Raw genomic sequence first — 23,944 nt, forward strand, 5'->3', positions numbered from 1 at the left:
GCAACTTTAAATCGTGATAACTTACTGTTTTCAAACATGCTTCTAGCCTATCAGATGATTTCTGATGGTCTAGAGCCATACGAATTTGCCACTTTTCCCCATCTCCTCAATTCACTGTCTGTACAAATGGGAGTCCTTCACTGTGAAACCAAGGAACATATTCGTTCGGGTTGGTTGATATGGGCGTTATTCGATCTCGCCGGAGCAATTCAAAATCGTTCCTGTACTTTTTGAGTGTTGCATCGAATTTCTTCACCGCTTCCCTGCTCTCCCTGGTTTTACTGAAGGAAGGCATTTCTTTACCTGGTGCAATTTTGCCCCAGGCGTATCTATCTGCTCTGAGCTCGGTACACCATTTAAGATGTTCTCTCCAAGCCAACTGAAATCCTTTCTTCTTAAAATGTTCCCAAGCGTTCATGTCTCCAAATTTCACATGAGCGATTTCGTGCCATACAAGCCACTCATAGACCTTTTCCAGCGGGATTTCCCCGTTGTCAAGCCAAGGATGAGAGGACTTCTTAACAAACTGATCCATGTCTATCCTGTTGGCTATGTCAATCAGATACATCATTTCAGAACAATACCCGTCGGGAGTAGGAACATTCAGGACAAGAACCTTCTGTTGTTCTGCCCTACCCCAACACTGTATCCCCTTTTGCCAGGAAAAGACGTGCAACGGCATACCCGCTTCAGTCCTGGTCAAAATATCCAAACGCCGGAAAGTCCCAGGGTCGAGAATCAATTGATTCATGCCATCCCCCAAATCCTTTTATACAGGTCAGCATAAACGGGGGAGTTGCTTTCGTACCATGTAAGGCGCTCCGCCCGGGTGGCATCACCTTCCTCACAACCCATTCCTCCAAGTGCTTCGGGCAATACCATATAGTCACGAGCGCAGAGGGCAGGATTATCTGACCAACCAAAAATTCCAGACCTAGTGTCATAAATATCGTTTTTCCCTCGAGTAACAACCTGTACAGTGGGGATCCCGGAAGTGAAGAGGCTCTCGTCATATTCCAGCTTGAGATAGATATATGCACAGCCAAGGAGTTTGTGGTTTGCTGTCCAGCGGCCTGCTGATGCATCGATGAGCGATTGGCAAACCAAAGGCTGATTACCGGTGAACAGCTCGTAATATGCTTTGCTGCCAAATTCACCAATCAATTTACCGTCCAGATATACTTCATCGAAACCGGCAACAGGATGGCCGGAAAGTATAACTATCAGATGCAAAAACTGATTTTTATCCCCAGCTGATTCAACATAAGCAACTTGACCGGACACACGACATTTCCCGTAGATTAAGCAACCGTGGTCTCGTCATTGACGGTAAGGCTATCGATTATGACACCTTGATAAATATGCTGTGTTCGTATGAAGGATCTGATATCTCCATTCAGATTATTGACTCTTGCGACAGCAAATAAATGAGGGGCATAAATCGCCCCTCACCAGGTCAAACCCACCTCCTCGGCGGCCGCAAAAAATGAATCAAAATCGCCGCGCCGCCGCCATCAAAATCTTTTTGAAATTGCCCCAATTTTCCCATCATCGACAAGCAAATGTAAAGCACTGTAAATCTCATTATTTCAATTCCTAGCTACTTTTATATCACCCCCCCATACCGGTGTGGTTTGAAGGCAATTTGCTCCTTGATTCGTGGATAGGTTAGGGGTAAGATGCCGGACAGACGCGGTTCAAGCATTGAAACCGTGTGTACGTCGGCTTTGTGCTGAGGTCTTGTCTTGCAAAGGGTAGTGCCGTTCATGACCAGAGTTAAGGAGCGTCTCGATAAACTGTTGCTTGACCGGGGCCTGGCACCGTCGCGGGAGCGTGCCCGCGGCTTCATCATGGCCGGACAGGTGGTGGTGAATGACCATGTGGTGGACAAGGCGGGACAACAGGTGGCGGTGGATGCGGATATTCGACTCAAGGGTGACGTTCTTCCGTACGTCAGCAGGGGGGGCTTGAAACTGCAGAAGGCGCTCGACGAGTTCGGCATTGACGTTGCCGGTCTGGTCGTCATCGACGTCGGCGCTTCCACGGGAGGGTTTACCGACTGCCTGCTCCAGCGGGGTGCTGCAAAGGTTTATGCCGTGGATGTGGGATACGGCCAGCTTGCGTGGAAGTTGCGGCAGGACCACCGGGTGGTTAACATGGAGAAGACCAACATCCGCTACCTTACGATGGACAAACTGGCGGAACTGCCCGACTTCGCCGTGATCGATGCCTCTTTCATCTCCCTCGACAAGGTGCTGCCTGCAACCATTGGCCTGCTCAAGGAGGAGGGGGAGCTTGTTGCACTCATCAAACCGCAATTCGAGGTCGGGCGCGGCGAGGTGGGAAAGGGGGGGGTCGTGCGTGATCCGGCCAAACATCGGCACGTCATTTCCGGTGTCCAGACCCTGGCGGAAAGCCTTTCATTGGAAGTGCGAGGCGTGACGGAATCACCGATCCTGGGCCCGAAGGGGAACCGTGAATTTCTCATGTATCTCCGAAAAGCCGGCACATCCTTACGTGATAATGCCTAATCCTGAACTCTTTGCTTGAACAAGAGGGGGAAATGGCATAAGCTTCAACCATTTGATGAGGCGAGGAACTTTGATGGATAATTGTCTGTTCTGCAAGATATCGCGGGGGGAGATACCTGCCCGGAAGGTGTTCGAGGACGAACAGGTTGTGGTCATCGAGGATATCGCACCGGTGGCACCCCATCATCTCCTTATTATTCCCCACAAGCATGTGGTCAATGCCCTTGATCTCGATACTGGGGACAATGCCCTTATCGGGCATGTCTTCCAGGTTGCAGCGCGGATCGCCCGGGAGCGGGGCATTGCCGAACAAGGGTTCCGTATTGTCAATAACAACAACGCCGGAGCCGGCCAGTCCGTTTTTCATATCCATTTCCACCTGCTTGCCGGTCGCAATCTTGGCTGGCCGCCGGGGTAGCTCTTTAAACGGCGTGTCGCCACCATGCCACGAATATCCGGAGAGGAGATTACATGAAACGACTGTTAGCAATGCTCGTGATTATTTCTGCGGTACCCGCCCATGCCGTCACTTACAAGTGGGTGGACAAGAAGGGAACGGTCAGTTTTACCGAAGACCTTGGGAAAGTACCCCCCGAATACCGGAAAAAGGTAGTCATTCTCGATGCCGATGTCCCCACAGGGCCGGAAATAACCGAAATAGACGAGTCCAAGGGGAAACCGGACGCAACGGGAGCGGAGAGTGCCAAGGACCGGACAACGGCTGGAGACAAAAAGGCGATTCTTTTCGGCGGCAAGGATGAGAATGTCTGGCGCAAGGATTTCGGCCGGCTCAAGTCGGACCTGAGGGCAGCAGAGGACCAGGCAGAGCAATTGCGGGGAAGGCTGGCCGATACGAGCAAGATGTCCCGAACCGAATATCTGTCGATCCAGGCATCCTTAAAGAATGTGGAATTGCGGGTACAGGAACTTAAAACGAAGCTCAGCGCTCTCGAAGAAACTGCCAACAAGGCGGGAGTGCCGGCTGGGGCGAGGGAGTAGGGCCTCAATCAGAGTATTGCCGTTCAGCAAAAATCAAAAGCCCGGAACGAAACACGTTCCGGGCTTTTTTGTAGGTAATTGGTGCCGCCGGGGTTGCTTTGTGCATGTTCCGTGGCTGATACGTATCATATCCTGTCAAAGCCTAACTCATCAGGATAGTATTTGTGATGATTGATACATATCATGTTCGGGGTATACGCTCCCCGAAACCCGGTTGACGCAGTTGCGAGACGTCCGACGACACCAATATAGGGTATTGCTCCAGATCTGCCGTATGGCCGCGAGAGTTACTGACCTTTGTTGCATCATTGTCCGGCATGACGCTTCAGGCTTCCTTCAGGCGAGAAGGCGTGCACACTGCGTCAGAATCCGGCGCTAGTATGTTCGTAAATAGTCAGGTACCCCAACAAACTCTTACCTGCACTCCAGAGCAATTTTCAAAGACCATGTGGTACAGTGAAGTCTAGCACCGCATTAGATAATGTCAATGATGCCGGCAAATTTTTTTTGCCATGCTACGGGTGGGTACGACGGACTTCCGTGGGCCCGTCTTACCCGACTCGCTCACCCCGTTTTGAACCGATTTCTTACGGCACTCCGAGCAGTGTCCCGACGCTTCCCGGGAAGAGGAGATCGACGGTCATCATTACGGTCAGCACGATCATGATGACGACGGTAAGCCAGGAGATGCCGTTGAATACGGGGCCATTGGTATAGGTTCCCATGAGGCTGCGGTCATTGACGAGCTTGAGCATGAAGATCAGGACAAAAGGGAGAACCGCGCCGTTGACCACCTGGGAAATGAACATGATCATGATCAGGGGAGCGTTGGGGATGAGAATGGTAAGGGCGCTGAGGATGATGATAATGGTGAAAAGCCAGAAGAACTGGGGCGCCTGGCGAAAATTCTTGTCGATGCCCGATTCCCAGCCAAGCCCTTCGCATATGTAGTAAGCGGTTGAAAGGGGCAGAATGCAGGCGGCAAACAGCGAGGCGTTAAAAAGCCCGAAGGCGAAGAGTGTGGAAGCATGTCTGCCCACAAGCGGTTTCAAGGCGACTGCTGCATCGGCGGCGGTTTCGATCTTGAGCCCTTGTACGTGGATGGTCGAGGCACAGGCGACCACGATGAAGAATGCCACCACGATTGCCATGACGCAGCCGATTATGACATCCAGCCGGGAGAAGCCGTACTGGTCAATGGTTATGCCCTTCTCTACCACGGCCGACTGCTGGTAAAACTGCATCCAGGGAGCAATGGTCGTACCCACCAGACCGATCATGGTCATCAGGTAGGCGCTGTCGGATTTGAATGTCGGCACGAGCGTCGCAGTGAGGATGGTGTTCCACTTCGGACCGGCCATGAAGGCGGCGATGGGATAGGCGATGTAGACCATGCAGGCGACGAGGAATACCTTTTCAACGAATTTGTAGGAGCCCTTTACTACCAGCAGCCATACAAGGACCGCGCTGACCGGCACCGACAGATATTTGCTGATGCCGAAAATTTCCAGGCTGGCGGCTATGCCGGCGAATTCGGAGACCGAGTTTCCCATGTTGGTGATGAGCAGGGCAATCATTACGTAAAACGTCACCTTGACCCCGAAGGATTCACGTATGAGATCCGACAGTCCTTTGCCGGTCACTGCGCCCATTCGGGCGCACATCTCCTGGATTACCACGAGGGCAATGGTTGTCGGCACCATAACCCAGAGGAGGGTATAGCCGAAATGGGCTCCGGCCAGGGAATAGGTGGTTATCCCGCCGGCGTCGTTATCCACGTTGGCGGTGATGATGCCCGGACCGAGGATGGCCAGAAAGAGCAGAATATTCCTCGGATTGACCTTACGGAGCGGTTTGAACAGGCGAAACAGGCTGATTCCGGTAAACATGGCAGGTATCCAGGATTGAATTTGCGATCAGTGGTGACGATACCGTCGACGGCGCAGGGCGTAGGGGAGAAACAGTTCCAGGATGTCGTCCACGGTGACAATCCCCGCGATCTTTTCGCTCTCGTCCAGGACCGGGATGGCAATCAGGTTGTACTTGGCGATGAGCTCCAGGATTTCCTCCGGCTCCGCATCGACTTTCACCGTTTTCAGGTTGATGGTCATGATCTCGGTCACGGGGGTTTCCGGTGGTGTGATGAGCAATTCCTTGAGGCTCACCACGCCAAGCAGGTTCTCATCGCTGTCAACGACGTAGGCATAATAGACCGTTTCGACATCGGCGGCCAAGAGCTTGGTTTGACTCAGCGCATCGCCGACCACGAGATCGGGTGCGATGGTGAGAAATTCGCTGTTCATGAGGCCCCCGGCGGTGTCGTCCTCATGCTCCATCAGTTCCTGGATGTCTCCAGCTTCCTCTTCATCCATAAGACCGAGAAGTTCCTGCGCCTTTTCTTCGGGGAGGTCGCCGAGCACGTCCGCTGCCTCGTCCGGGTCCATTTCTTCCAGAATGTCCGAAGCCTGTTCGCTGTCCAGTTGGGTGATGACCCGGGATCGCAGTTCGGGGTCAAGTTCGTGAATCGCCTCACCAGCAGTCTCCGTGTCGAGGGACGTCAGCACCGTCTGAATCTGCTTCGGAGATATCTGGGATATAATGCCCGCGATATCGGCGGGGTGCATGTCCGCCATCTGTTCCTGTGCCATGGTAAGTGTCAGGCGGGACAGATTCGGCTCAAGGGGCTGGACATATTCCCAGCTGATTTCCTGATGGGACAGTTCCTTGTTGAGGCCGCGCGCAATTTTCTCACCCAGCTTTTCGTACCCCAGGCGGCGGAGCAAGCCCCTGAAGCCGATATCGACGGCAAAGATGCAGAGGAAATTTTTCTGATTTCCCAGTTTCAGGTCATTGACCCGGACGACCTTGGCACCGTTAATATCGACGATCTGTTTGTCGAGAATGTCGCGCCTTACCAGGATTTCACCTTCCCGTGGCTCATAGGGAAGGGGGCCTGATTCGCCCTGTATGGAGATTACGAAGGGGTTGAAGAGAGATATCTCTTTCCAGGGGATGGCCATGGTTGATGTCTGTGATTTGACGAGAAGATGGGATACCTCGGGGAAAACCTCACCCGCGGTCATGACGAGGTCCCACAGTTTGCCGATCTGCTGACCCTGATCACTGATGACGGTATTGTCGAGAACCGCGCTCAGATAGAGTTCGCTTACGACCTCGTTCATGATAACTCCTGAAAAATAAAAAGGTCCTTCCAGGAGGAAGGACCATACGCGATAGAAGGCCTGCTTCCCCCTGGTTGAGTTTCGGCAGTGCACAACGTAGGTTTTCACCAGCTACCTTAGGTAAAGCCTTAAGCCGACAATACCTGGTCTACCCGTTGGCGTCTTTCGACGTTTCCGTGCAGTAGCCTTTGTTTGTGCAAACGCCTCTTCCTAACGAGGAACATGTGCTTTTGGTATAGTCCCGACGTCAGTATTTGTCAACCCTTTGTTCGGTTAAAAAGTTTCAAAGTTTGGGCACTTGCAGCCGCACGCACCGGTCATTGACACCCTACTGTTTTACTGCTAGGTTACATACACTTTTATGGTACAGGGAGAATCCATGCAGTTTCCAGACATCGATCCGGTATTTTTCCATCTCGGTCCGCTGGCATTTCGCTGGTACGGACTCATGTATATCATCGGTTTTCTGTCGGCCTATTTCATCATACGGGCCGAAGCGAAACACGGAGGTGTGCCTCTCACGAAGGATGATGTTTCTGACCTCGTATTCATGGTGGCCCTGGGGATTATTGTTGGGGGGAGAACCGGATACGTGCTGTTTTACAACTTACCCGACTATCTTGCCCATCCCTTGAAAGTGTTTGCCGTCTGGGAAGGGGGAATGTCATTTCATGGCGGTCTGCTCGGAGCCATTCTGGGTGGAGCATTGTTTGTATGGAAGAAGAAACTCAATTTCCTGCAGATGCTCGATATCGGCTTCATGACGGCCCCGATCGGGCTGGGGCTCGGTCGCATCGGCAACTTTATCAACGGCGAACTGTACGGACGCGTGACAACCGTCCCGTGGGGGGTCATCTTTCCCGATCCCCGCGCCGGGGGAGTGCCGCGGCATCCGTCCCAATTGTACGAGGCCTTCCTCGAAGGGCCGGTGATGTACCTTTGCCTCTGGGGAATCGGTCGTCTCAGGCCCCCCGCAGGGACCGTTTTCTGGTCGTTCATAGGGTTGTACGGGCTGTTTCGTTTTACGGTGGAATTTTTCCGGGAACCGGATTATCAGCTGGGCTTTATCGTCGGGAGCCTTTCCATGGGACAACTGCTCAGCCTTCCCATGCTGCTTGCCGGGGGAGGGATGGTCTGGTGGACGGTCCGTCGGGGGTGAAAGCGGATTGGTCAGGAACGCTTACTGCAGGCGTTTCGACATCTCCAGCACATTCCCTCCGTCAATCTTCCGGTACCGGACAGAATCCATGATCGACTTTATGATGAAGACACCACGTCCCCGGTCTTCCAGTTTTTCGAAATCGGGTGGCGGTATGGAGTTGATGTCGAAGCCCTGGCCATTGTCGTAGACCCGTATGGTCAGCTCGCTGTCAGCAATGGTGATCATGATGTGCACCATTTTGTCCGGGTCTTCGGCATTTGCATACTTGATGGCATTTACCATCGCCTCGGTAAGGACGAGGTTTATGTGGTAGGCAAGGGTTTCCCTGTCTCCGCCAAACTTGTCCAGTTCCTTGGCGATGTCCTCGCCAATCCTGCCGATAAGGCTCAGGTACCGCGTCTGGTTCGGTACCTTGATGTCTACCTCGATCGCCCGCTTCTCCATTGCGACCTCGCTTGTCAGAAATTTTCCAGCGCTTCCGCGGTGGAAGGAAATATTTCGAATACCCGGTGCAGTCTGGTCAGCTCGAACATGGATTTAACCTGGGTCTGCAAGGTGGCGAGCTTGAGATTCCCTTGATGGGAAATGGCGTTCTTGAAGCCGGAAACCAGGGCGCCCAGACCGGAACTGTCGATGAACCGCACATCGTGCAGGTCGACGAGGATGTTTTTCTTCCCCTCTTCAAAGAGCCTTTGCATTTCGCTCTTCAGGTCTCCCGAATTGTGGGCGTCCAGCCGTTCTTCCTTGACGTAGATGACAATGACTTCGTTTCTCGTTTCGATGTTCAGATTCATGATGTGCTCCCTGTTGGCCCATGACTTCAGATGCCCGGATTGAATTTCTCATTGAAATCTGATTCTAACCCATAAAGCTGGTTTTCTCGACTTTTATTTGAAGGTTTGGCCCATTTTGCCGGAATCAAAGCACCTTGACGACGACGATAGATATGTCGTCCTGCAGCGTGGTGCTTTTGGCGTACCGCGCAACATCCCGCAAGACCCCTTCCAGGATCTTTTCCGCGGTTTCCCCCTCCATTTTACCGAGAAGATCGCACAGCCTCCCCATGCCATACAGCTCTCCGGCCTCGTTCTGGGCCTCGGTAATACCATCGGTATACATGAGGAGGATGTCGCCCGGCGAAAGCTGGACTTCCTTTTCCTCGAAGTCAACCACCCTGCGGATGCCGAGGATGAGCCCTTCAGCATCCAGTTCCAGGCAGGAGGGGCTGTTCCGGCGAAACAGAAGCGGTTGGTTATGTCCCGCATTGGCATAGGTAAGGCGACGGGTAGCGGTTTCGAATGTCACATAAAACATGGTGATGAAAAGTTCCGCACGACTCAGATCGTCGTGGAGCAGGTCATTCAGGGCAGTGAGGATTTCGCCGGGGCTGTTCTTGGACCGCACCTCGGCACGGAGGACCGTACGGGTCTCCGCCATGATGAGGGCTGCTCCTACGCTATGGCCGGAAACGTCGGCAATGACGATATCGACTGACGCGTTTTTCGGGAAGAAGTCGTAGTAGTCACCCCCCACATGGGCGGCAGGGATACAGCGGCAGGCAAACTGCATGCCTGCAATTTCGGGAGGATTGTCGGGGAGGAGCGACAACTGGATCTGCTTGGCAATCTCCATGTCGCGAAGCACCCGGGCGTTTTCCAGTTGTGCCAGTTCTTTTTCCAGCCGTTCCTTGTCCTTTGCCCGGATTTCCGCGTCGATCCTGATGGCCTGGGCCAGTTGCCCGGCGAGACTGGTGAGGAGCTTGAGAAAGGGTGGCGTGAACTGTCCCACGATGGAACGGGAGAATACGGAAAGAACCCCGAGAGGCGCTTCTCCCTCCCGGGCTATGGGGATATGGGCAAAGGACTTGATCCCATCGCGAGCCAGCAGTTCCCGGGATTCCGGTTTGGCGTTGTTTTCGGTATCGTTGAGAAAGCTTGGCCGGTTCCCCAGGAGGGCGTCACCGAGATAGGTGTTTATATCGGGCAAGGCACTCCGGTCGATGATAGCTGATATGTGCTCTCCCCGGTAACTCTTGACCACCAGCAGATTATGGTCGCTGATGAGCCGGATGATGACCAGGTCGAACTTGAACTCTTTCCGGACCAGATCCACCAGGTCATCCATGATTATCTGCAGGTCGAGGGTGCGGTTCATGATTTCAGATGCCCTCAGCCGGACGAAGAGGTTTTCGCTGCTCTCGTTGAGGTCTGCCCGGACCTTGCTATAGATGTCGTACACCGATTCCATCCTGGAGCCTATGTCTGAGAGGTAGCTCTCCACGATGGCTCCTGCGGCGGCGGCACCCACGGAACCGGCAAGGGTCTTTTCCACGAACCGTTTGAGGTTGGGGAGCTCGAATTCCGACACTCCCCCTTTTTCATCTATTTCCCGGTCCCCCAGATATTCGCTGATGGCGGTGTGGGCCTGATGCTCACCGATGAATTTGGTCATCAGGTTGACGAACTGGATGATGGTGACCGGTTTGGAAAAGCGCTTGGCTTCCCAGGGGGCGTCCTGACGGTGAAGGGTGAAAACATCGACGAACTTGCGGACCTGCTCCTTCTCCCGATCATTCTGCGGCAGGATGATGGAGCAGGCCAGGTAACCGCCTATGTTCAGCAGCAGGCTCCAGAACAGGGCATTTGTCCAGATGTCGAAACCGCTCAGGCCGAACAGCTCGGTCGGCTTGAGGATGCCGATGCCGAAAGGCCCCTCATCCAGAATGCTGCTCTGCCACCAGCCGGACTTTACCAGCGAAGGGAGCAGCAGCGTGTAAAACCAGACAAGAAAGCCGAGAAAGATGCCGGTTATGGCTCCCGCCTTGTTTCCCCTCCGCCAGTAGAGTCCGCCGATAAGGGCCGGTGCGAACTGTATGACGGCGGCAAAGGAAATCAGTCCTATGTTGACCAGCATGTAGGTCTCGCCGACGATCTGCTGGTAGATATAGCCAAGGAAGACCACAAGGAAGATCCCCAGGCGTTTGAGGTTTATGAGCATCATGGGAAACCAGGTTCTCGGCTTGAACCTGACCACGATCGGCATCAGCAGATGGTTGAGAAACATGGTGGAGATCGCCACCGATTCGACCATGACCATGCCGGCAGCTGCCGAAAAGCCGCCGAGGAATGCCATGAGTGCCAGCCACGAGTGGCCGCTTTTCAATGGCAGGGTGAGAACGAAGTAGTCGGCGCCAAGGATGTCGCCGGTATAGAGAATTCCCCCCAGTGCTATGGGCATCACGAACATGTTGATGAGGAACATATAGGCGGGGAACATCCACATTGCCTTCTTGATATGTTCTTCACTGGAGTTTTCGATAACCATGATGTGAAACTGGCGGGGCAGGAGGATGATGGCTCCCATGGAGAGGCAGATCATGGAAAACCAGTTGGAGTAGGATGTCTCCCCCGTATCCCCGAAAGTTACCAGGTGTCCGAGCATCTCTTCTTTGGCCGCCATCCGGGAAAAGATATCGCCAAAACCGTCAAAAAGTCCGTAGGTGACGTAGATTCCGACGCAGATGAACGCCACCAGTTTCAGTATGGACTCGGCAGCAATGGCGGCTACGAGGCCTTCGTGCCGTTCCGACGACACCAGGCGTCGGGCGCCGAAAATGACGCCGAAGATGCTGAAAAAGAGGGCGGCAAAGAAACTCGTGTGGATGGAGAACGGGTAGTTGCCGTGCATGAAGGGGAGCTGAATGTAGGGATAACCGCAGATTATGTCGAAGGTCGATGACACCGCCTTGAGCTGAAGGGCGATATAGGGCATGATGCCGACGATGGCGATGAAGGTGATCAGGGCGCCCAGCCACTGCGACTTTCCGTAGCGGGAACTGATGAAGTCGGCTATTGAGGTGATGTTGTTTTCTTTGCTGATCCTGACGATTTTGCGCAACAGAAACCACCAGGAAAAAGCGGTGAGCGTCGGTCCCAGATAGATGAGGCTGAAATCGAGGCCGGTGGTGGCAGCCCGTCCGACGCTACCGTAATAGGTCCAGGTGGTAAGATAGACAGCGATGGAGAGGACGTAGATATAGGGGTTGGAGATGATACTCCTCCCCAGCATTTTCCGCCTGTCTGCATAGTAGGCAATCGTGACGAGCAACAGCACATAGAGGAGTGCCGCTCCCACGACGAGTTCAATGCTGAGGATCAATGGCGCTCCCCTCTGTCGTCCTCGTCTTCAGGCAATTCAATAGCTTTGGTGTAGAGGTAGATGACAAATATGGAGACCAGCCAGCCGATCTGCAGATAGATGAAGAGCAGGGGGATATGGTATGCCTGATACGGCTTGTTGAAGATGGAAATAAAGGGATGGTTCATCATGATTATCCCGAGTATGAAGAAAATAACCCATGATTCCCGGAGCCGCAGGCGTTTCAGTATCAATAGTCTCAATTTGTGCCACATTCAGAGTAACCCCATACCTTTGAGAACCCCGTCGACTGCATCGATGACGGGGTGAGTGCAGTCAGCGACGATGAGCATTCCTTCGTCCTTCCCCGGTGATTCGAATTCATCCCGTTGCCGATGAAACAGTTCCCATCTCCCGTCCGAAATTTCCCCTTCGTTTCCAGCCCGTGCGTCGAGCCGCATCCGGATTGTCCTTTCGGGGCATTCGGTCCTGAGCATAACGAAGGGGACCTTGTACTGTTCTGCAAGTGCACGGAACGACGAGCGGTCGCTCTTTCTGCTGAAGGTGGCGTCGATGATGACGCTCCGGCCGTTCCGAAGGGACTCTTCGCCTCTGGTCAGCAATGCTGCATAGGTCGCTTCGTTGAACGACTGATTGTATATCCCCGCGCCGTAATCGTCTTTCTGGTGTTCCTGGGGTGGGATGGCGGCAATTTCCTTGCGGACCGCATCCGAACTGGCCGTTTCCACCCCCAGTTCAAAGGCGAACTCCCTGGCCAGGGTGCTTTTCCCGCTTCCCATCAGGCCACAGGTGATGAACAGGGTTGGAGACAGCTTCTGGCGGAGAATGTATCCCCTGGCCAGCCGGAAATAGCGGATCGCCTTTTTCCGTGCCTCCTGTTTTGCTGCGGTCGTGATCTGCTGGTCCAGAAGCCTGAAGCTCTCCACCTTCCCTCTGACGAAGGCGCGGTATACCTTGTAGAAGTCCAGTACCCGCATGGCGCCCTGGTCTCCGGTTGCGCCGGTGTACGCCTCCAGAAAGATGTCGGCGAGGGAGCGCCTCCCGTGGAAGTCCAGTTCCATCAGGAGGAAGGCGATATCCGCCGCGGTGTCGCCGTAACGAAAGCGGCTGTTGAATTCGATGCAGTCGAAGATGCAGACCTTGTCGGTCAGGCAGATGTTTTCCGGATGGATATCGCCGTCACCGTCCCTGATGAATCCTCCTGCGATCCTGTCGGCAAAAAGCTCTCCCTTCTCGATGAGAAACCTGTTAACCCATTCTCTTATCACCAGCAGGTCCTGTTTAGCCAGTGAAATAGTGATGAATTCCTCTGCCTGATGGAAATTTTCCTCCCAGTTGCGCCTTATCGCCTCGATGCTGCCGAAAGCGTCAATCTCTTCACCTCTTTCGGCGTTTTGATGAAATGCGGCAATGGTGAGAGCGATCCTGCGCATATCATCGGCACCGACCTTGTCTTCTCTCAGGAGCCGGTCCAGCATCCGTTCCGCAGGGAGTCGCTTCATTTTAACCGCGTAGTCTATGATTTTCCCTTCACCGTCGAATGTCGCTCCCTCCGCCGACTCGCGAACCTCCACCACTCCCAGGTAGATGTCCGGGCAGAGGCGGCGGTTGAGACGAACCTCCTCGTCACAGTAAAAGCGGCGGCGGTCCAGGGTGGTAAAGTCCAGAAAGCCGAAATCGACCGGTTTCTTTACCTTGTAGACATGGGTGTCGGTTATGAAGAGAAATGAAACATGGGTCTGGAGTAGCTGAACGGTATGTGTCGGTTCAGGATACGCCGAGGTCTTCAGTAGTGCACTGATAACCCATGGTTCCATGTGGACTTCCTTAACTTCATGATTTTACGTTAAAATGTATCACAAGAGACTGCGTGCGCAAGAAGCAACTAAATTGCACCTGATTTGTTTGACGGGTGTAGCGAAGTATGCTAGTTTTTTAAGGTATTGCGAGCAAGCCTGTTTCACTGGTGAAAGTGCCCTTCAACCTGTCTATTGCATCCCGCCTGATTGTTCTTGCCCCCCGTATCCGGGTTGGCATGACTGATAAGGATACTGCCTTGCAGTCTACTGCCGGGGGGAAATTGCGACATAGAAAAACGTAATAATTTCATTGCTTCAAAAGGAATTTATTATGTTTAAAAGTTTCGCCGCAAGAACCATCGGGACGATGGCATTGACCATTGCCGGAATTATTGTTGTCGGCACGGTTCTTTTCTACTCGGTCATCAAGACCGATGTGATAAACGAGACGATACACTATGCCACCAGGTTGGCTGACACTATCATAAAGTCCACCCGATATGCCATGCTCACGTCGGACAGGGTCACCCTGGGCAAGATAATCGACAATATCGGCGAGCAGGAAGGGGTGGAGCATGTGCAGATATTCAATAAAAAGGGGTTGGTCATGTTTTCTTCCCACCACGAAGAGATCAACCGCTTTGTGGACAAGAAGGCGGCTGGCTGCATAGGATGTCATGCCGGACCGATTGCCGCCACCATGATGGGGCGCATGGAGCAGGCCAGACGGTATGTGAATGCGCAGGGGAAAAATGTTCTTGCCATAACGGCGCCGATCTACAATGAGCCGGACTGCTCCAGCGCTCTCTGCCATGTCCATCCCGCCGAACAGAAAGTTCTCGGTACACTGGATATCGGTCTCTTCGAGGAGCCGTTGCAAAAGGGACTGGTGGTCATGCGGGGAAGGTTAATGGCCTTTAGCGCCATTCTCCTGGTTGTGGCTTGTGCTGCAGTTGTTTTAGTACTCAAACCCCTCCTGTCGGATCAGACGAGGGATTCCCGGCCCTTGTGAAGGAGACCGGGCCTGGCGTTTCAACCACGGTTCTTGCGACCCGTTACATACGAAGCTGCTGTTATCTTGTCAGGACGTCACATGAAAAATGCATTACTGGCGACACTCGTTCTTTCCTCGCTGCTGTCTGCCTGCACGGCAGGCCAGATCAGAAATGATGATGTTTCGGCTGTTTCTCCCCACACGACTCTGAATATCAGCGACTCGCGAGCGATGTACATCTTTTCGCTCGCCCGGATCCATGCCCTGGATGGCGATCTGGATGGTGCTCTGGCGCTTATGCTTGCCGCTGCGGAAGCCGACCCGAAGGGGGCTTATCTCCAGACAGCGATCGCAACCGTTTACGCCAAGATGAACCGGTACCAGGAAGCCCTGGATGCCTGCGAAAGAGCCATCACACTCGACCCGAAGAGCGCTGAGCCCCACATTCTGGCCGGCGGCATCCTTGTCGGGATGAAGCGGGACCGGGAGGCGAGTCTCCACTACAAGCAGGCGATCGAAATCGATCCGACCAAGGAGGATGTCTACCTTCAACTGGCTGTCGTGTATGTGAAACTGTTCGAATACGAGGAAGCGGTCAAGACCCTCAAGGACCTTCTCAAGGTGGTTCCCGATTCGCATCTCGGCAATTATTACCTCGGCAAGACCTACGACCAGATGAAGCTCTCGAAAGAGGCGATCGGGTATTACCGGAAGGCAGTCGAACTGAAACCGGATTTCGAGCAGGCCCTCCTCGACCTGGCAATCAGCCAGGAAACCCACGGCCTCTATGGCGACGCCATTGCAGCCTATAAACAGCTGCTTGAGGTAAATCCCCTCAACTACAATGTCATTCACCACCTGATCCAGCTCTATATCCAGCAGCAGCGCCTGGAAGATGCGCTTTCACTTCTCTCTGAAATCAAGCACTCGGGGGTGAGCACCCTCGATGTGCAGCGGAAGATCGGCCTGATCTATCTGGAGCTGGAGCGGTATGACGACGCCATAGCCGAATTCAACGACATTCTCGCTAAGGAGCCGGAGGCGCACCAGGCACGCTTCTACCTCGCTTCCGCCTACGAGGAGATCGAGGAGAATGAAAAGGCGATTGCCGAGTTCGGCAAAATTCCGCGGGATAGCGCCAGCTACGTCGATGCCCAGGTACACATCGCCTATCTCTATAAGGATAATGGTGAACCGGCACGTGGTCTGGAAATTCTTGAAGCACTCATCGCGGCCTATCCGGACAAGGTCGAAGTATACCTCAATCTGGCCGGCTACCATGATTCTCTCGGCAAACCGGAGAAAGGGCTCAAGACGCTTACCGATGTGGAGAGCCGCTTTCCGAGCGATCCCCGCCTGCAGTTTCGCCTCGGTGTTCTCTTCGACAAGGTGGGGAAGAAGGATGAGTCAATCGCCCGGATGAAAAAGGTGCTGACACTGGTGCCCGACGATGCCCAGGCCCTCAACTACCTGGGGTACACCTATGCCGAACTCGGGACCAACCTGGATCAGGCGCTCCAGTACCTGACACGAGCGGTGGCGCTGCGTCCCGATGACGGCTTCATCCTTGACAGCCTGGGATGGGTATACTTCAAGCTCAAGCGTTACGACGATGCCATCGAACAGCTGGAGAAGGCACTGACGCTTGTGGACGACGATGCCACCATCACCGCGCATCTCGCCGACGTCTATTATGCAAGGCATGACATCCGCAAGGCGCTTGCCCTCTACCGCAAGGCTCTCAGGCTGGACCCGGAGCGCCGGGACGTGGCGGACAGGATCAGGAAAATCAAGGCGGAGATCGGCGAAAAATGAACCGCTGCCGGCTCGTCTGCCTGGTACTGCTCGTTTTTTCTCTCGCTGCCTGTAATGAAGGGAAACAGGCAGTTCCCGCCGGTCCGCGGCTTCCAGGCATCCCTGCCTACGGAGATGCCCTGGTGGCGGGCTCCATCGGTGAACCCTCGACCCTTCTCCCTCTGCTGGCCTCCGACAGCGCGTCCCGGGATGTTGCGGGGCAAATCTACAACGGGCTGGTAAGGTACGACAAGAATCTGAAGCTTGAGGGTGATCTGGCCGAGAAATGGGAGATTTCCCGCGATGGTCTTACCATAACCTTTCACCTGCGCAAGGGTGTAACGTGGCATGATGGCCAACCGTTCACTTCCCGTGATGTTCTCTATACCTACCGGGTCACCATAGACCCCAAAACCCCCACAGCCTATGCCGAGAATTTCAAACAGGTGAAACGGGCTGAAGCGCCCGACCCTTATACTTTCAGGGTCACCTATGCAAAGCCTTTCGCTCCTGCCCTGGAGTCGTGGGGGGTCGAGATTCTCCCTGCCCATCTTCTGGAAGGCAAGGATGTCACCAGGAGCGAACTGGCTCGCCAGCCGGTAGGAACCGGCCCGTACCGCTTCAAGGAGTGGATTGCCGGCCAGAAGCTCGTGCTGGAATCCAACCATGACTATTACGAGGGAAGACCGTACATCGATCGCTACGTCTACCGGATCATCCCCGATACTGCCACCATGTACATGGAGCTCAAGGCGGGCGGGCTCGACATGATGGGGCTCACGCCGGTGCAGTACCAGCGGCAGACCACCACGAAGGAATTCCTTTCCCGTTTCAACAAATACCGCTATCCCGCTTCCGCCTATACCTACCTGGGGTACAATCTCCGCCATCCGCTGTTCAGCGACCGACGGGTCAGGCAGGCCATCACGTCGGCCATCAGCAAGGATGAGATCATCCAGGGGGTGCAGTTTGGCATGGGGCAGGTGGCCCACGGTCCCTATAAACCCGGCACGTGGGCCTATAATCCCAACGTGCGTGACTTCACCTACAATCCCGACCGGGCCCGAGCGCTTCTGGCAGAAGCGGGCTGGCGAGACAAGAACGACGACGGCATCCTGGTCAAGGACGGCAAGCCGTTTTCCTTCACCATCCTGACCAACCAGGGGAACGACCAACGTCTGAAAACCGCGCTCATTATCCAGCAGCGCCTGAAGGCGGTTGGCATCGAGGTCAAGATACGGACCATAGAATGGGCCTCCTTCCTCAAGAATTTCATCGACAAGGGTGATTTCCAGGCGATCATTCTCGGCTGGACCATCGGCCAGGACCCGGACCTGTTCGACGTCTGGCATTCCAGCAAGACGGGGCCCCGGGAGCTGAACTTCGTCGGTTACAAAAATGCGGAAGTTGACCGGCTCATCGAACAGGGACGGGGGACCTTCGATCAGGAGGAGCGCAGGCGCTGTTACTACCGTATCCAGGAGATACTGGCGGAGGACCAGCCCTATACGTTCCTCTATGTTCCCGATGCCCTGCCGGTGGTGAGCGCGCGGTTCCGGGGAATCGAACCGGCTCCGGCGGGGATCATGCACAATTTCATCAGGTGGTATGTGCCGAAAGGGGAGCAGGTGTACTGATGCTCTATTATCTCGCCAAACGTCTGCTGCTGATGATCCCGCTTCTCGTCGGCATAACCGTCATCACCTTTACGGTTATCCACCTCGCTCCCGGGGAGCCGGTGGAGATGCAGGTAGCCATGAACCCCAAGGTGTCGGCGGAGGCCCGGGAACGGCTGCGCAAGTTCTATGAACTGGACAAGCCGCTTCACGTGCAGTACGCCAAGTGGGTCTCCCGGTTGGTGCGGCTCGATTTCGGCCGGTCTTTCGCCCCCGACGGCCGTCCCGTCATCACCAAGATCCGGGAGCGGCTGCCGGTAACCATCTCTCTCAATCTTATCGTTCTCATCCTTGAATTCGCCCTCGCCATCCCCATCGGCATCATGGCCGCAACCCATCGCGACGGTCCCCTCGACCGCTGGACCACGGTATTCGTCTTTCTCGGCTTCGCAACGCCGCTCTTCTGGCTCAGTCTCATCCTCATGTATCTGTTCGGCGTCAAGCTCGACTGGCTCCCCATTTCCGGGCTTCACTCTCTCGGATACGAGGCCCACGGCTTCTGGTGGCGGGTTGGAGATATGGCAAAGCATCTCGTCATTCCCCTTGGGGTCGCGACCTTCGGCAGCCTGGCCGGTCTGTCCCGCTATATGCGGACCGGCATGATCGAGGTGCTTGGACAGGATTACATCATGACCGCCCGGGCCAAAGGCCTGCCGGAACGGGTCGTCATCTACCGTCATGCCCTGCGCAACGCGCTCCTGCCTGCCATCACCATTCTTGGCCTGTCGATACCGGCGCTCATCGGTGGCAGTGTCATTTTCGAAAGCATCTTCGCCATTCCCGGCATGGGGAAACTCTTCATGGACGGGGTCATGGCCCGCGATTATCCGCTGGTAATGGGGGTTCTTGTCATCGGTGCCGTGCTGACTCTGCTCGGCAACCTGCTGGCAGACCTGGCCTATGCCATAGCCGATCCCCGCATACGACACGGGCGGGAGCGTGCGTTATGACCCGGCGTGACAGTTACCTGCGGGACGTGGTCTGGCGGCGGTTCCGGGAAAACCGGTTTGCCCTGGCCGGAGGTATGGTGGTGCTTGCCCTGTTCGTACTGTCGATCCTGGCCCCGTTCATAACCCCCTACGAACCGAACTCACTCGATGCCTATCATGTCCTGCTTCCGCCATCATCAGCCCACTGGTTCGGTACCGACGAGGTGGGGCGTGACGTCTTCACCCGCATGCTCTACGGCGCCCAGATATCCCTCAAGGTCGGTTTTGTCGCCGTCGGCATCGCCACCCTCATTGGCACCGTCGTCGGCCTCGTGTCCGGTTATTATGGCGGCTGGCTGGACAGCCTGCTGATGCGGTTCGTCGACATCATGTTCTGCTTCCCGACCTTTTTCCTGATTCTGGCAGTGATAGCCCTTCTGGAGCCCTCCATCTGGTACATCATGCTGATCATCGGCCTTACGGGATGGATGGGGGTAGCCCGGCTGGTGCGGGCCGAGGTCCTTTCCATCAGGGAACGGGACTATGTCCTGGCGGCCCGGGTGATCGGCTGTTCCGATATGCGCATCATCTTTCGCCACATTCTCCCCAACGCCGTGGGGCCGGTTCTGGTGTACGCCACCCTCGGCATCGCCGGCGCCATCCTGACCGAGTCGTCCCTCTCCTTCCTCGGCATCGGCGTTCCGCCTCCTACGCCGAGCTGGGGGAACATTCTGGCATCCGGCAAGGAATTCCTCGAATTCGCCTGGTGGCTTTTCCTCTTTCCCGGTCTCGCCATCATGGTCACCGTTCTCTCCTACTACCTGGTGGGGGAGGGGATTCGGGACGCCATCGATCCCCGGTTCAGCTCTCGTCGGTGAATAATGTGGGTACCATTCGTCACGCACGGATATTTCACGCAAGCAGAGGTAACGCACCATGTCAGCCAGTTATGCGGAACTGAAGATCAATAAAAAGGATTTCGACCAGGAAACCCTGGATGATGCTCTTCGCGTCGATCGTCTCTGCCAGGATCTCCTGCGGGGGTTCTACGATGCACTCCTGGAAGGGGGGGAGTCTCCCGAAGCGGCGACCCGCCTAGCGAACGGAGCCGATTACTATGTCCGTGATTTCGTCGTGGACAACCGGTCGCGCAACGTATTCGACGAGCGTCCAGGCCTTGTTCGCCAGTTTGCCGGTAACTGGTACATCGTGAGCACCATCGAGCCTGATATTGCCCAGCTTGGCCGGTACCTGGAGGGAATTCTCTCCTTTTACCGCTATCTCCATGGCCGCAAGCTCGTTTCCGACCGTTTTCTCCGGCAGGTCGAGCAGGAATGTGGCGATCTGGCCTTCTACGAGCGCCGGATCGAGGAGTTCTGGGCTATCAAGGGGGACGGGTATGTCGCCTGGGAAAAGGGCTGCAGTCTGAAGGAGGATTGACGATGCCGGACCGGTGGGAAACAGTGATAGGGAGGCTTGAGAGTTTTCTGGCAAAGGCGGAAGTTCTCATGGACCGCTATGGGGTGTCCGAACCGCTGGACGAGACTGTTTTCACCCAGTGCCAGGCGTTCCGCTGGGAAGGGAAGGGGGGCGCCGGCCGCCTTGTACCGGTTCGGCACCCCCACCTGCCCGATCTGGACGACCTGGTCGGAGTCGATATTGCCAAAGCGGAACTGGTGCGCAACACCGCCCAGTTCGTCGCTGGCCGGCCTGCCAACAACGTTCTCCTCTGGGGGGAGCGAGGGACCGGCAAATCATCCTGCGTCAAAGGGCTCCTGCGGCTATTTGCCGACCATGGCCTGCGCCTGATCGAGGTGGAGCGGGGAGAACTCCTGAGCCTGCCACGGATATCGGCACTTGTCCGCTGTGTACCCTACCGGTTCATTGTTTTCTGTGACGACCTCTCCTTTGCCGCGGGGGACGCCACGTACCAGGAGTTGAAAACCCTTCTTGATGGCGGAATCGAAGCACGTCCCGGCAATATGCTCATCTATGCCACCTCCAATCGGCGCCACCTGATGCCCGAAACGATGGGGGACAACCTCCGGGAGGAGATCCATCCGGAGGAGGCGGTTTCCGACAAGCTTTCCCTGGCCGACCGGTTCGGCCTCACCCTCAGTTTCCATCCCTTCAGCCAGGATACCTATCTTGCCATCGTTGACCATTACGCCGACAGCCTGGGACTTGACACAAACCGGGATGACCTGCGACGGGAGGCACTCAGGTGGGCGCTCTACAAGGGGCAACGGTCGGGCAGGGCGGCACGCCAGTTCATCGACGACCTGGCGGGAAGGATTGACGCGTGACACAGAAACCGCTTTCAGCAGGGGGTATTCGTTCCGTGAAACCGGTGGAGCCGTGCTCGAGCGTTTCGCCTGAAGGGCCGGAGATTGACAAGCCTCCCTGTTGAGGCCCCAAGACACCCGCGGTCAGCGGGTCCATCGACGAGAATGTTCCCGGGTTCATCCGCTGGCTGGAGACCCTGGTTGGCAGGGTGCCGGTCATCTCCTCCACCCTCCGTTTCCGCGACCGTGCCGGTGCCTGGAAGGCGCGCTGGGGGATCGGCAGGATGTCCTACCTGGTGCCGCCGGGGCTCTACGCCATCGGAACCCCCGGCCCCGCCGATCCGGTGGCGGTTACCGCCAACTACAAGATGAGCTACGACCTGGTGCGGCAAGCCATGGCGGGACGTGATATCTGGCTTCTGGTGCTGGAGACGTATGGCATCAATGTCTGGTGTGCGGCGGGGAAGGGAACCTTCGGTACCGGCGAGCTGGTACGCCGGCTGGAGGCGAGCGGCCTGGCCCGGGTGGTGACGCATCGCACCATTCTCCTGCCGCTCCTTGGGGCGCCAGGTGTCAAGGCACAGGAAGTCAGGCAGCGGACCGGCTTCACCGCCAGGTTCACCACCATCCGGATCGAAGACCTCCCCCTCTACCTCGACAACGGTCAGAAGGCCACCCCGGCCATGGGGGAACTCACCTTTACCGCGGGGGAGCGGCTGGTGCTCGTTCCTGTCGAATTGGTTTCCGCACTCAAGGTTTCACTCCCTATCCTTGCGGTCCTTTACCTTCTGGCGGGTATGGCGTACGGTTTTACAGCTCCGGCTGCTTTTTTCCCTCTCGTGGTCTGGCTTGGGGGTGTGATCGCCGGGGCCGTGGTAACCCCCGTGCTGCTCCCGTGGCTGCCGACGCCAAGCTTTGCGGTTAAAGGGGCACTGGCCGGATTGCTCTTGGCACTGCTCTTTGCCGGCCTTTCCGCTACGGGGAGACGGCTGGAATCGGCGGCGCTTTTTCTTGTCCTGCCGGCGGTGAGCGCCTTTTTCTCCCTTAATTTCACCGGCAGCACCCCCTTTACTTCCCGCTCGGGCGTGAAGAAAGAGATGCGCATTTCCCTGCCGCTCATGGCCGTAGCCGTCCTCGCCGGTGTTGCGGCATGGGTTGCGGGAATGTTAGCTCCCCTCTACCACTAACAGGAGAGGCCCTTTGAAAGGTTTCAGCTATCTGAAAAACGTGGCAACCCTGGAACTTGACCAAGACACCTGTATCGGTTGCGGGATGTGCGCGGTAGTCTGTCCCCACCAGGTGTTTTCTCTCGAAGGAAGAAAGGCAGCTATTCGCGCCTTCGATGCCTGCATGGAGTGCGGTGCCTGTGCCCTCAACTGTCCGGTAAAGGCAATAAACGTGGATGCGGGGGTCGGCTGTGCGGCGGGAATGATCAACGAATGGTTCGACAGTCTTAACCTGCGGCGTCGCAGGGGGGATGGCTGCTGCTGAAACCGCCTCCACTCCAGCCCTTTATGCCGCTCCGGCTGGCAAGCGGCATCTGTCCCACTTTTAATATCCTGAATGAAATTGACTCGGAAGGGAAAAAGTGTTAACAGTGTCTAACTTTAACACCATGGAGGAATGGAAATGAAGAGAATGGGAAGAAACGTAATCAAGTATGGTGCCGTAGTGGTTCTGACAGCCTGGAGCGCTGCGGCAGCGGCATCCGGCGGGGGAGCGGGCATCTCTGCCGATGAAGCGTGGCAGAAGCTGATGGACGGGAATACGCGATATCTTGAAAGCAAAATGACCGGTGTGAAAAACTGTGACCTTGCGGCTCGCGATACGCTCGCCAAGGGGCAAAAACCCTATGCGATCATCGTCTCCTGTTCCGATTCCCGGGTGCCGCCTGAACTGATATTCGACGAGGGGCTCGGCGAAATCTTTGTGGTACGGGTGGCTGGTAACGTTGTGGATCCCATCGTTCTCGGCAGCATCGAATACGCCGCGGAACACCTCGGTTCGCCCCTGGTCGTGGTGCTCGGCCATGAGCGCTGCGGTGCCGTAACCGCGGCCGTCGATGCAAAAGGGAAACCGGAGGGGAATATCGGCGCCATTGTCAAGGAGATTGCGCCTGCGGTGAAAAAGGCGCGGAAGGAAGCCGCAGGCAAGGAGAAAGCGGAACTGGTGGAAACTGCCATCAACGACAACATACGGCTCGTGGCCGCCAATATCCAGAAAAAATCGCCGGTCATCAGGCATATGCTCAAGGAAGGAAAGGTCAAGGTCGTAACCGCCAAGTACGACCTGGATGACGGCAAGGTGACGAAGCTGGAAGCAAAATAGGTTGGTGCCATGTTCGCCACGTTCGACAGGACCTGCTCTTTCCGGAGCGGGTCCTGCTTTTTTCGTTGTATGACGCGGTGTTTCCGGTCAGTGACAGTTTGACTAAT

The 23,944-nt window shown here is 55.7% G+C and carries 24 protein-coding genes, 1 other RNA gene and 1 riboswitch; of the genes, 15 read left to right on the plus strand and 10 right to left on the minus strand.

Annotated elements, in window-relative coordinates:
* Positions 1 to 106 precede the first annotated feature (106 nt).
* Both KI810_RS14875 and KI810_RS14880 read right to left on the minus strand, forming a co-directional pair.
* Positions 107 to 751, minus strand: a complete 645-nt coding sequence (locus tag KI810_RS14875) for a hypothetical protein (RefSeq protein WP_214176358.1) — start codon at positions 749 to 751, stop codon at positions 107 to 109.
* Positions 748 to 1,284 (minus strand): hypothetical protein, encoded by a 537-nt coding sequence (locus KI810_RS14880; RefSeq protein ID WP_214176359.1) that lies wholly within the window; start codon positions 1,282 to 1,284, stop codon positions 748 to 750. The genes KI810_RS14875 and KI810_RS14880 overlap by 4 nt, the downstream gene beginning before the upstream one ends.
* 5 nt (positions 1,285 to 1,289) lie before the next feature.
* Between KI810_RS14880 and KI810_RS17690 the strand changes: the two genes are divergently transcribed.
* The 4 genes from KI810_RS17690 (at position 1,290) to KI810_RS14895 (ending at position 3,530) form a co-directional block, all read left to right on the plus strand.
* The gene (locus KI810_RS17690; RefSeq protein WP_425513905.1) at positions 1,290 to 1,427 is read left to right on the plus strand and encodes a DUF7713 domain-containing protein; all 138 of its coding nucleotides are present in this window, start codon (positions 1,290 to 1,292) and stop codon (positions 1,425 to 1,427) included.
* Positions 1,428 to 1,766: 339 nt separating this feature from the next.
* Positions 1,767 to 2,531, plus strand: a complete 765-nt coding sequence (locus tag KI810_RS14885) for a TlyA family RNA methyltransferase (RefSeq protein ID WP_214176360.1) — start codon at positions 1,767 to 1,769, stop codon at positions 2,529 to 2,531.
* Between the two features lie 73 nt (positions 2,532 to 2,604).
* The gene (locus KI810_RS14890; protein ID WP_214176361.1) at positions 2,605 to 2,949 is read left to right on the plus strand and encodes a histidine triad nucleotide-binding protein; all 345 of its coding nucleotides are present in this window, start codon (positions 2,605 to 2,607) and stop codon (positions 2,947 to 2,949) included.
* 53 nt (positions 2,950 to 3,002) lie between these two features.
* Positions 3,003 to 3,530, plus strand: coding sequence for a DUF4124 domain-containing protein (locus KI810_RS14895; RefSeq protein WP_214176362.1), 528 nt, complete (start codon positions 3,003 to 3,005; stop codon positions 3,528 to 3,530).
* A gap of 254 nt (positions 3,531 to 3,784) precedes the next feature.
* Here the strand turns inward: KI810_RS14895 and ssrS are convergent.
* The 3 genes from ssrS to KI810_RS14910 all read right to left on the minus strand — a co-directional run bounded on the left by ssrS (position 3,785) and on the right by KI810_RS14910 (position 6,712).
* Positions 3,785 to 3,965, minus strand: a non-coding RNA gene (ssrS, locus tag KI810_RS14900) — 6S RNA.
* A gap of 152 nt (positions 3,966 to 4,117) precedes the next feature.
* Positions 4,118 to 5,419 carry an Nramp family divalent metal transporter gene (locus tag KI810_RS14905; protein ID WP_214176363.1) on the minus strand — a complete coding sequence of 434 codons (1,302 nt, stop codon included), beginning with the start codon at positions 5,417 to 5,419 and terminating at the stop codon, positions 4,118 to 4,120.
* Between the two features lie 27 nt (positions 5,420 to 5,446).
* Entirely contained in the window at positions 5,447 to 6,712 is a 1,266-nt protein-coding gene (locus KI810_RS14910) for a magnesium transporter (RefSeq protein ID WP_214176364.1), read from the minus strand.
* Positions 6,713 to 6,772: 60 nt separating this feature from the next.
* Positions 6,773 to 6,937: riboswitch (M-box (ykoK) riboswitch) on the minus strand.
* Between the two features lie 154 nt (positions 6,938 to 7,091).
* Here KI810_RS14910 and lgt point away from each other — a divergent pair.
* The gene (lgt, locus tag KI810_RS14915; protein ID WP_214176365.1) at positions 7,092 to 7,871 is read left to right on the plus strand and encodes a prolipoprotein diacylglyceryl transferase; all 780 of its coding nucleotides are present in this window, start codon (positions 7,092 to 7,094) and stop codon (positions 7,869 to 7,871) included.
* Between the two features lie 21 nt (positions 7,872 to 7,892).
* Here lgt and KI810_RS14920 read toward each other — a convergent pair whose 3' ends face one another.
* From KI810_RS14920 to KI810_RS14940, 5 genes are all read right to left on the minus strand, one after another.
* A complete protein-coding gene (locus KI810_RS14920) occupies positions 7,893 to 8,318 on the minus strand; it encodes an ATP-binding protein (protein WP_214176366.1) in 426 nt (141 codons plus the stop codon).
* Between the two features lie 14 nt (positions 8,319 to 8,332).
* The gene (locus KI810_RS14925) at positions 8,333 to 8,668 is read right to left on the minus strand and encodes an STAS domain-containing protein (RefSeq protein ID WP_214176367.1); all 336 of its coding nucleotides are present in this window, start codon (positions 8,666 to 8,668) and stop codon (positions 8,333 to 8,335) included.
* Between the two features lie 124 nt (positions 8,669 to 8,792).
* On the minus strand, positions 8,793 to 12,029 hold the full coding sequence (locus tag KI810_RS14930) for a SpoIIE family protein phosphatase (protein ID WP_343213515.1): 3,237 nt from the start codon (positions 12,027 to 12,029) through the stop codon (positions 8,793 to 8,795).
* Positions 12,029 to 12,286 carry a hypothetical protein gene (locus tag KI810_RS14935; RefSeq protein WP_214176368.1) on the minus strand — a complete coding sequence of 86 codons (258 nt, stop codon included), beginning with the start codon at positions 12,284 to 12,286 and terminating at the stop codon, positions 12,029 to 12,031. Before KI810_RS14935 ends, KI810_RS14930 begins: the two co-directional genes overlap by 1 nt.
* Positions 12,287 to 13,849 (minus strand): bifunctional aminoglycoside phosphotransferase/ATP-binding protein, encoded by a 1,563-nt coding sequence (locus KI810_RS14940; RefSeq protein ID WP_214176369.1) that lies wholly within the window; start codon positions 13,847 to 13,849, stop codon positions 12,287 to 12,289.
* Between the two features lie 313 nt (positions 13,850 to 14,162).
* Between KI810_RS14940 and KI810_RS14945 the strand changes: the two genes are divergently transcribed.
* The 10 genes from KI810_RS14945 (at position 14,163) to KI810_RS14990 (ending at position 23,837) form a co-directional block, all read left to right on the plus strand.
* A complete protein-coding gene (locus KI810_RS14945; protein WP_214176370.1) occupies positions 14,163 to 14,843 on the plus strand; it encodes a HAMP domain-containing protein in 681 nt (226 codons plus the stop codon).
* Between the two features lie 81 nt (positions 14,844 to 14,924).
* A complete protein-coding gene (locus tag KI810_RS14950) occupies positions 14,925 to 16,640 on the plus strand; it encodes a tetratricopeptide repeat protein (protein ID WP_214176371.1) in 1,716 nt (571 codons plus the stop codon).
* The gene (locus KI810_RS14955) at positions 16,637 to 18,256 is read left to right on the plus strand and encodes a peptide-binding protein (RefSeq protein ID WP_214176372.1); all 1,620 of its coding nucleotides are present in this window, start codon (positions 16,637 to 16,639) and stop codon (positions 18,254 to 18,256) included. The genes KI810_RS14950 and KI810_RS14955 overlap by 4 nt, the downstream gene beginning before the upstream one ends.
* A complete protein-coding gene (locus KI810_RS14960) occupies positions 18,256 to 19,245 on the plus strand; it encodes an ABC transporter permease (RefSeq protein ID WP_214176373.1) in 990 nt (329 codons plus the stop codon). Before KI810_RS14955 ends, KI810_RS14960 begins: the two co-directional genes overlap by 1 nt.
* Positions 19,242 to 20,102, plus strand: coding sequence for an oligopeptide ABC transporter permease (gene opp4C / locus KI810_RS14965; protein ID WP_214176374.1), 861 nt, complete (start codon positions 19,242 to 19,244; stop codon positions 20,100 to 20,102). The genes KI810_RS14960 and opp4C overlap by 4 nt, the downstream gene beginning before the upstream one ends.
* A 58-nt stretch (positions 20,103 to 20,160) precedes the next feature.
* Positions 20,161 to 20,664, plus strand: coding sequence for a hypothetical protein (locus KI810_RS14970; RefSeq protein WP_214176375.1), 504 nt, complete (start codon positions 20,161 to 20,163; stop codon positions 20,662 to 20,664).
* A gap of 2 nt (positions 20,665 to 20,666) precedes the next feature.
* Positions 20,667 to 21,530 carry an ATP-binding protein gene (locus tag KI810_RS14975; protein WP_214176376.1) on the plus strand — a complete coding sequence of 288 codons (864 nt, stop codon included), beginning with the start codon at positions 20,667 to 20,669 and terminating at the stop codon, positions 21,528 to 21,530.
* Entirely contained in the window at positions 21,527 to 22,696 is a 1,170-nt protein-coding gene (hgcA, locus tag KI810_RS14980; RefSeq protein ID WP_250697414.1) for a mercury methylation corrinoid protein HgcA, read from the plus strand. Before KI810_RS14975 ends, hgcA begins: the two co-directional genes overlap by 4 nt.
* Before the next feature lie 13 nt (positions 22,697 to 22,709).
* Positions 22,710 to 23,000 (plus strand): mercury methylation ferredoxin HgcB, encoded by a 291-nt coding sequence (gene hgcB / locus KI810_RS14985; RefSeq protein ID WP_214176378.1) that lies wholly within the window; start codon positions 22,710 to 22,712, stop codon positions 22,998 to 23,000.
* 147 nt (positions 23,001 to 23,147) lie between these two features.
* Positions 23,148 to 23,837 (plus strand): carbonic anhydrase, encoded by a 690-nt coding sequence (locus KI810_RS14990; RefSeq protein WP_246525718.1) that lies wholly within the window; start codon positions 23,148 to 23,150, stop codon positions 23,835 to 23,837.
* Positions 23,838 to 23,944: the final 107 nt, after the last annotated feature.

Source organism: Geomobilimonas luticola (assembly GCF_018476905.1).
In the GTDB taxonomy this organism is placed as follows: Bacteria; Desulfobacterota; Desulfuromonadia; order Geobacterales; family Geobacteraceae; genus Geomobilimonas; species Geomobilimonas luticola.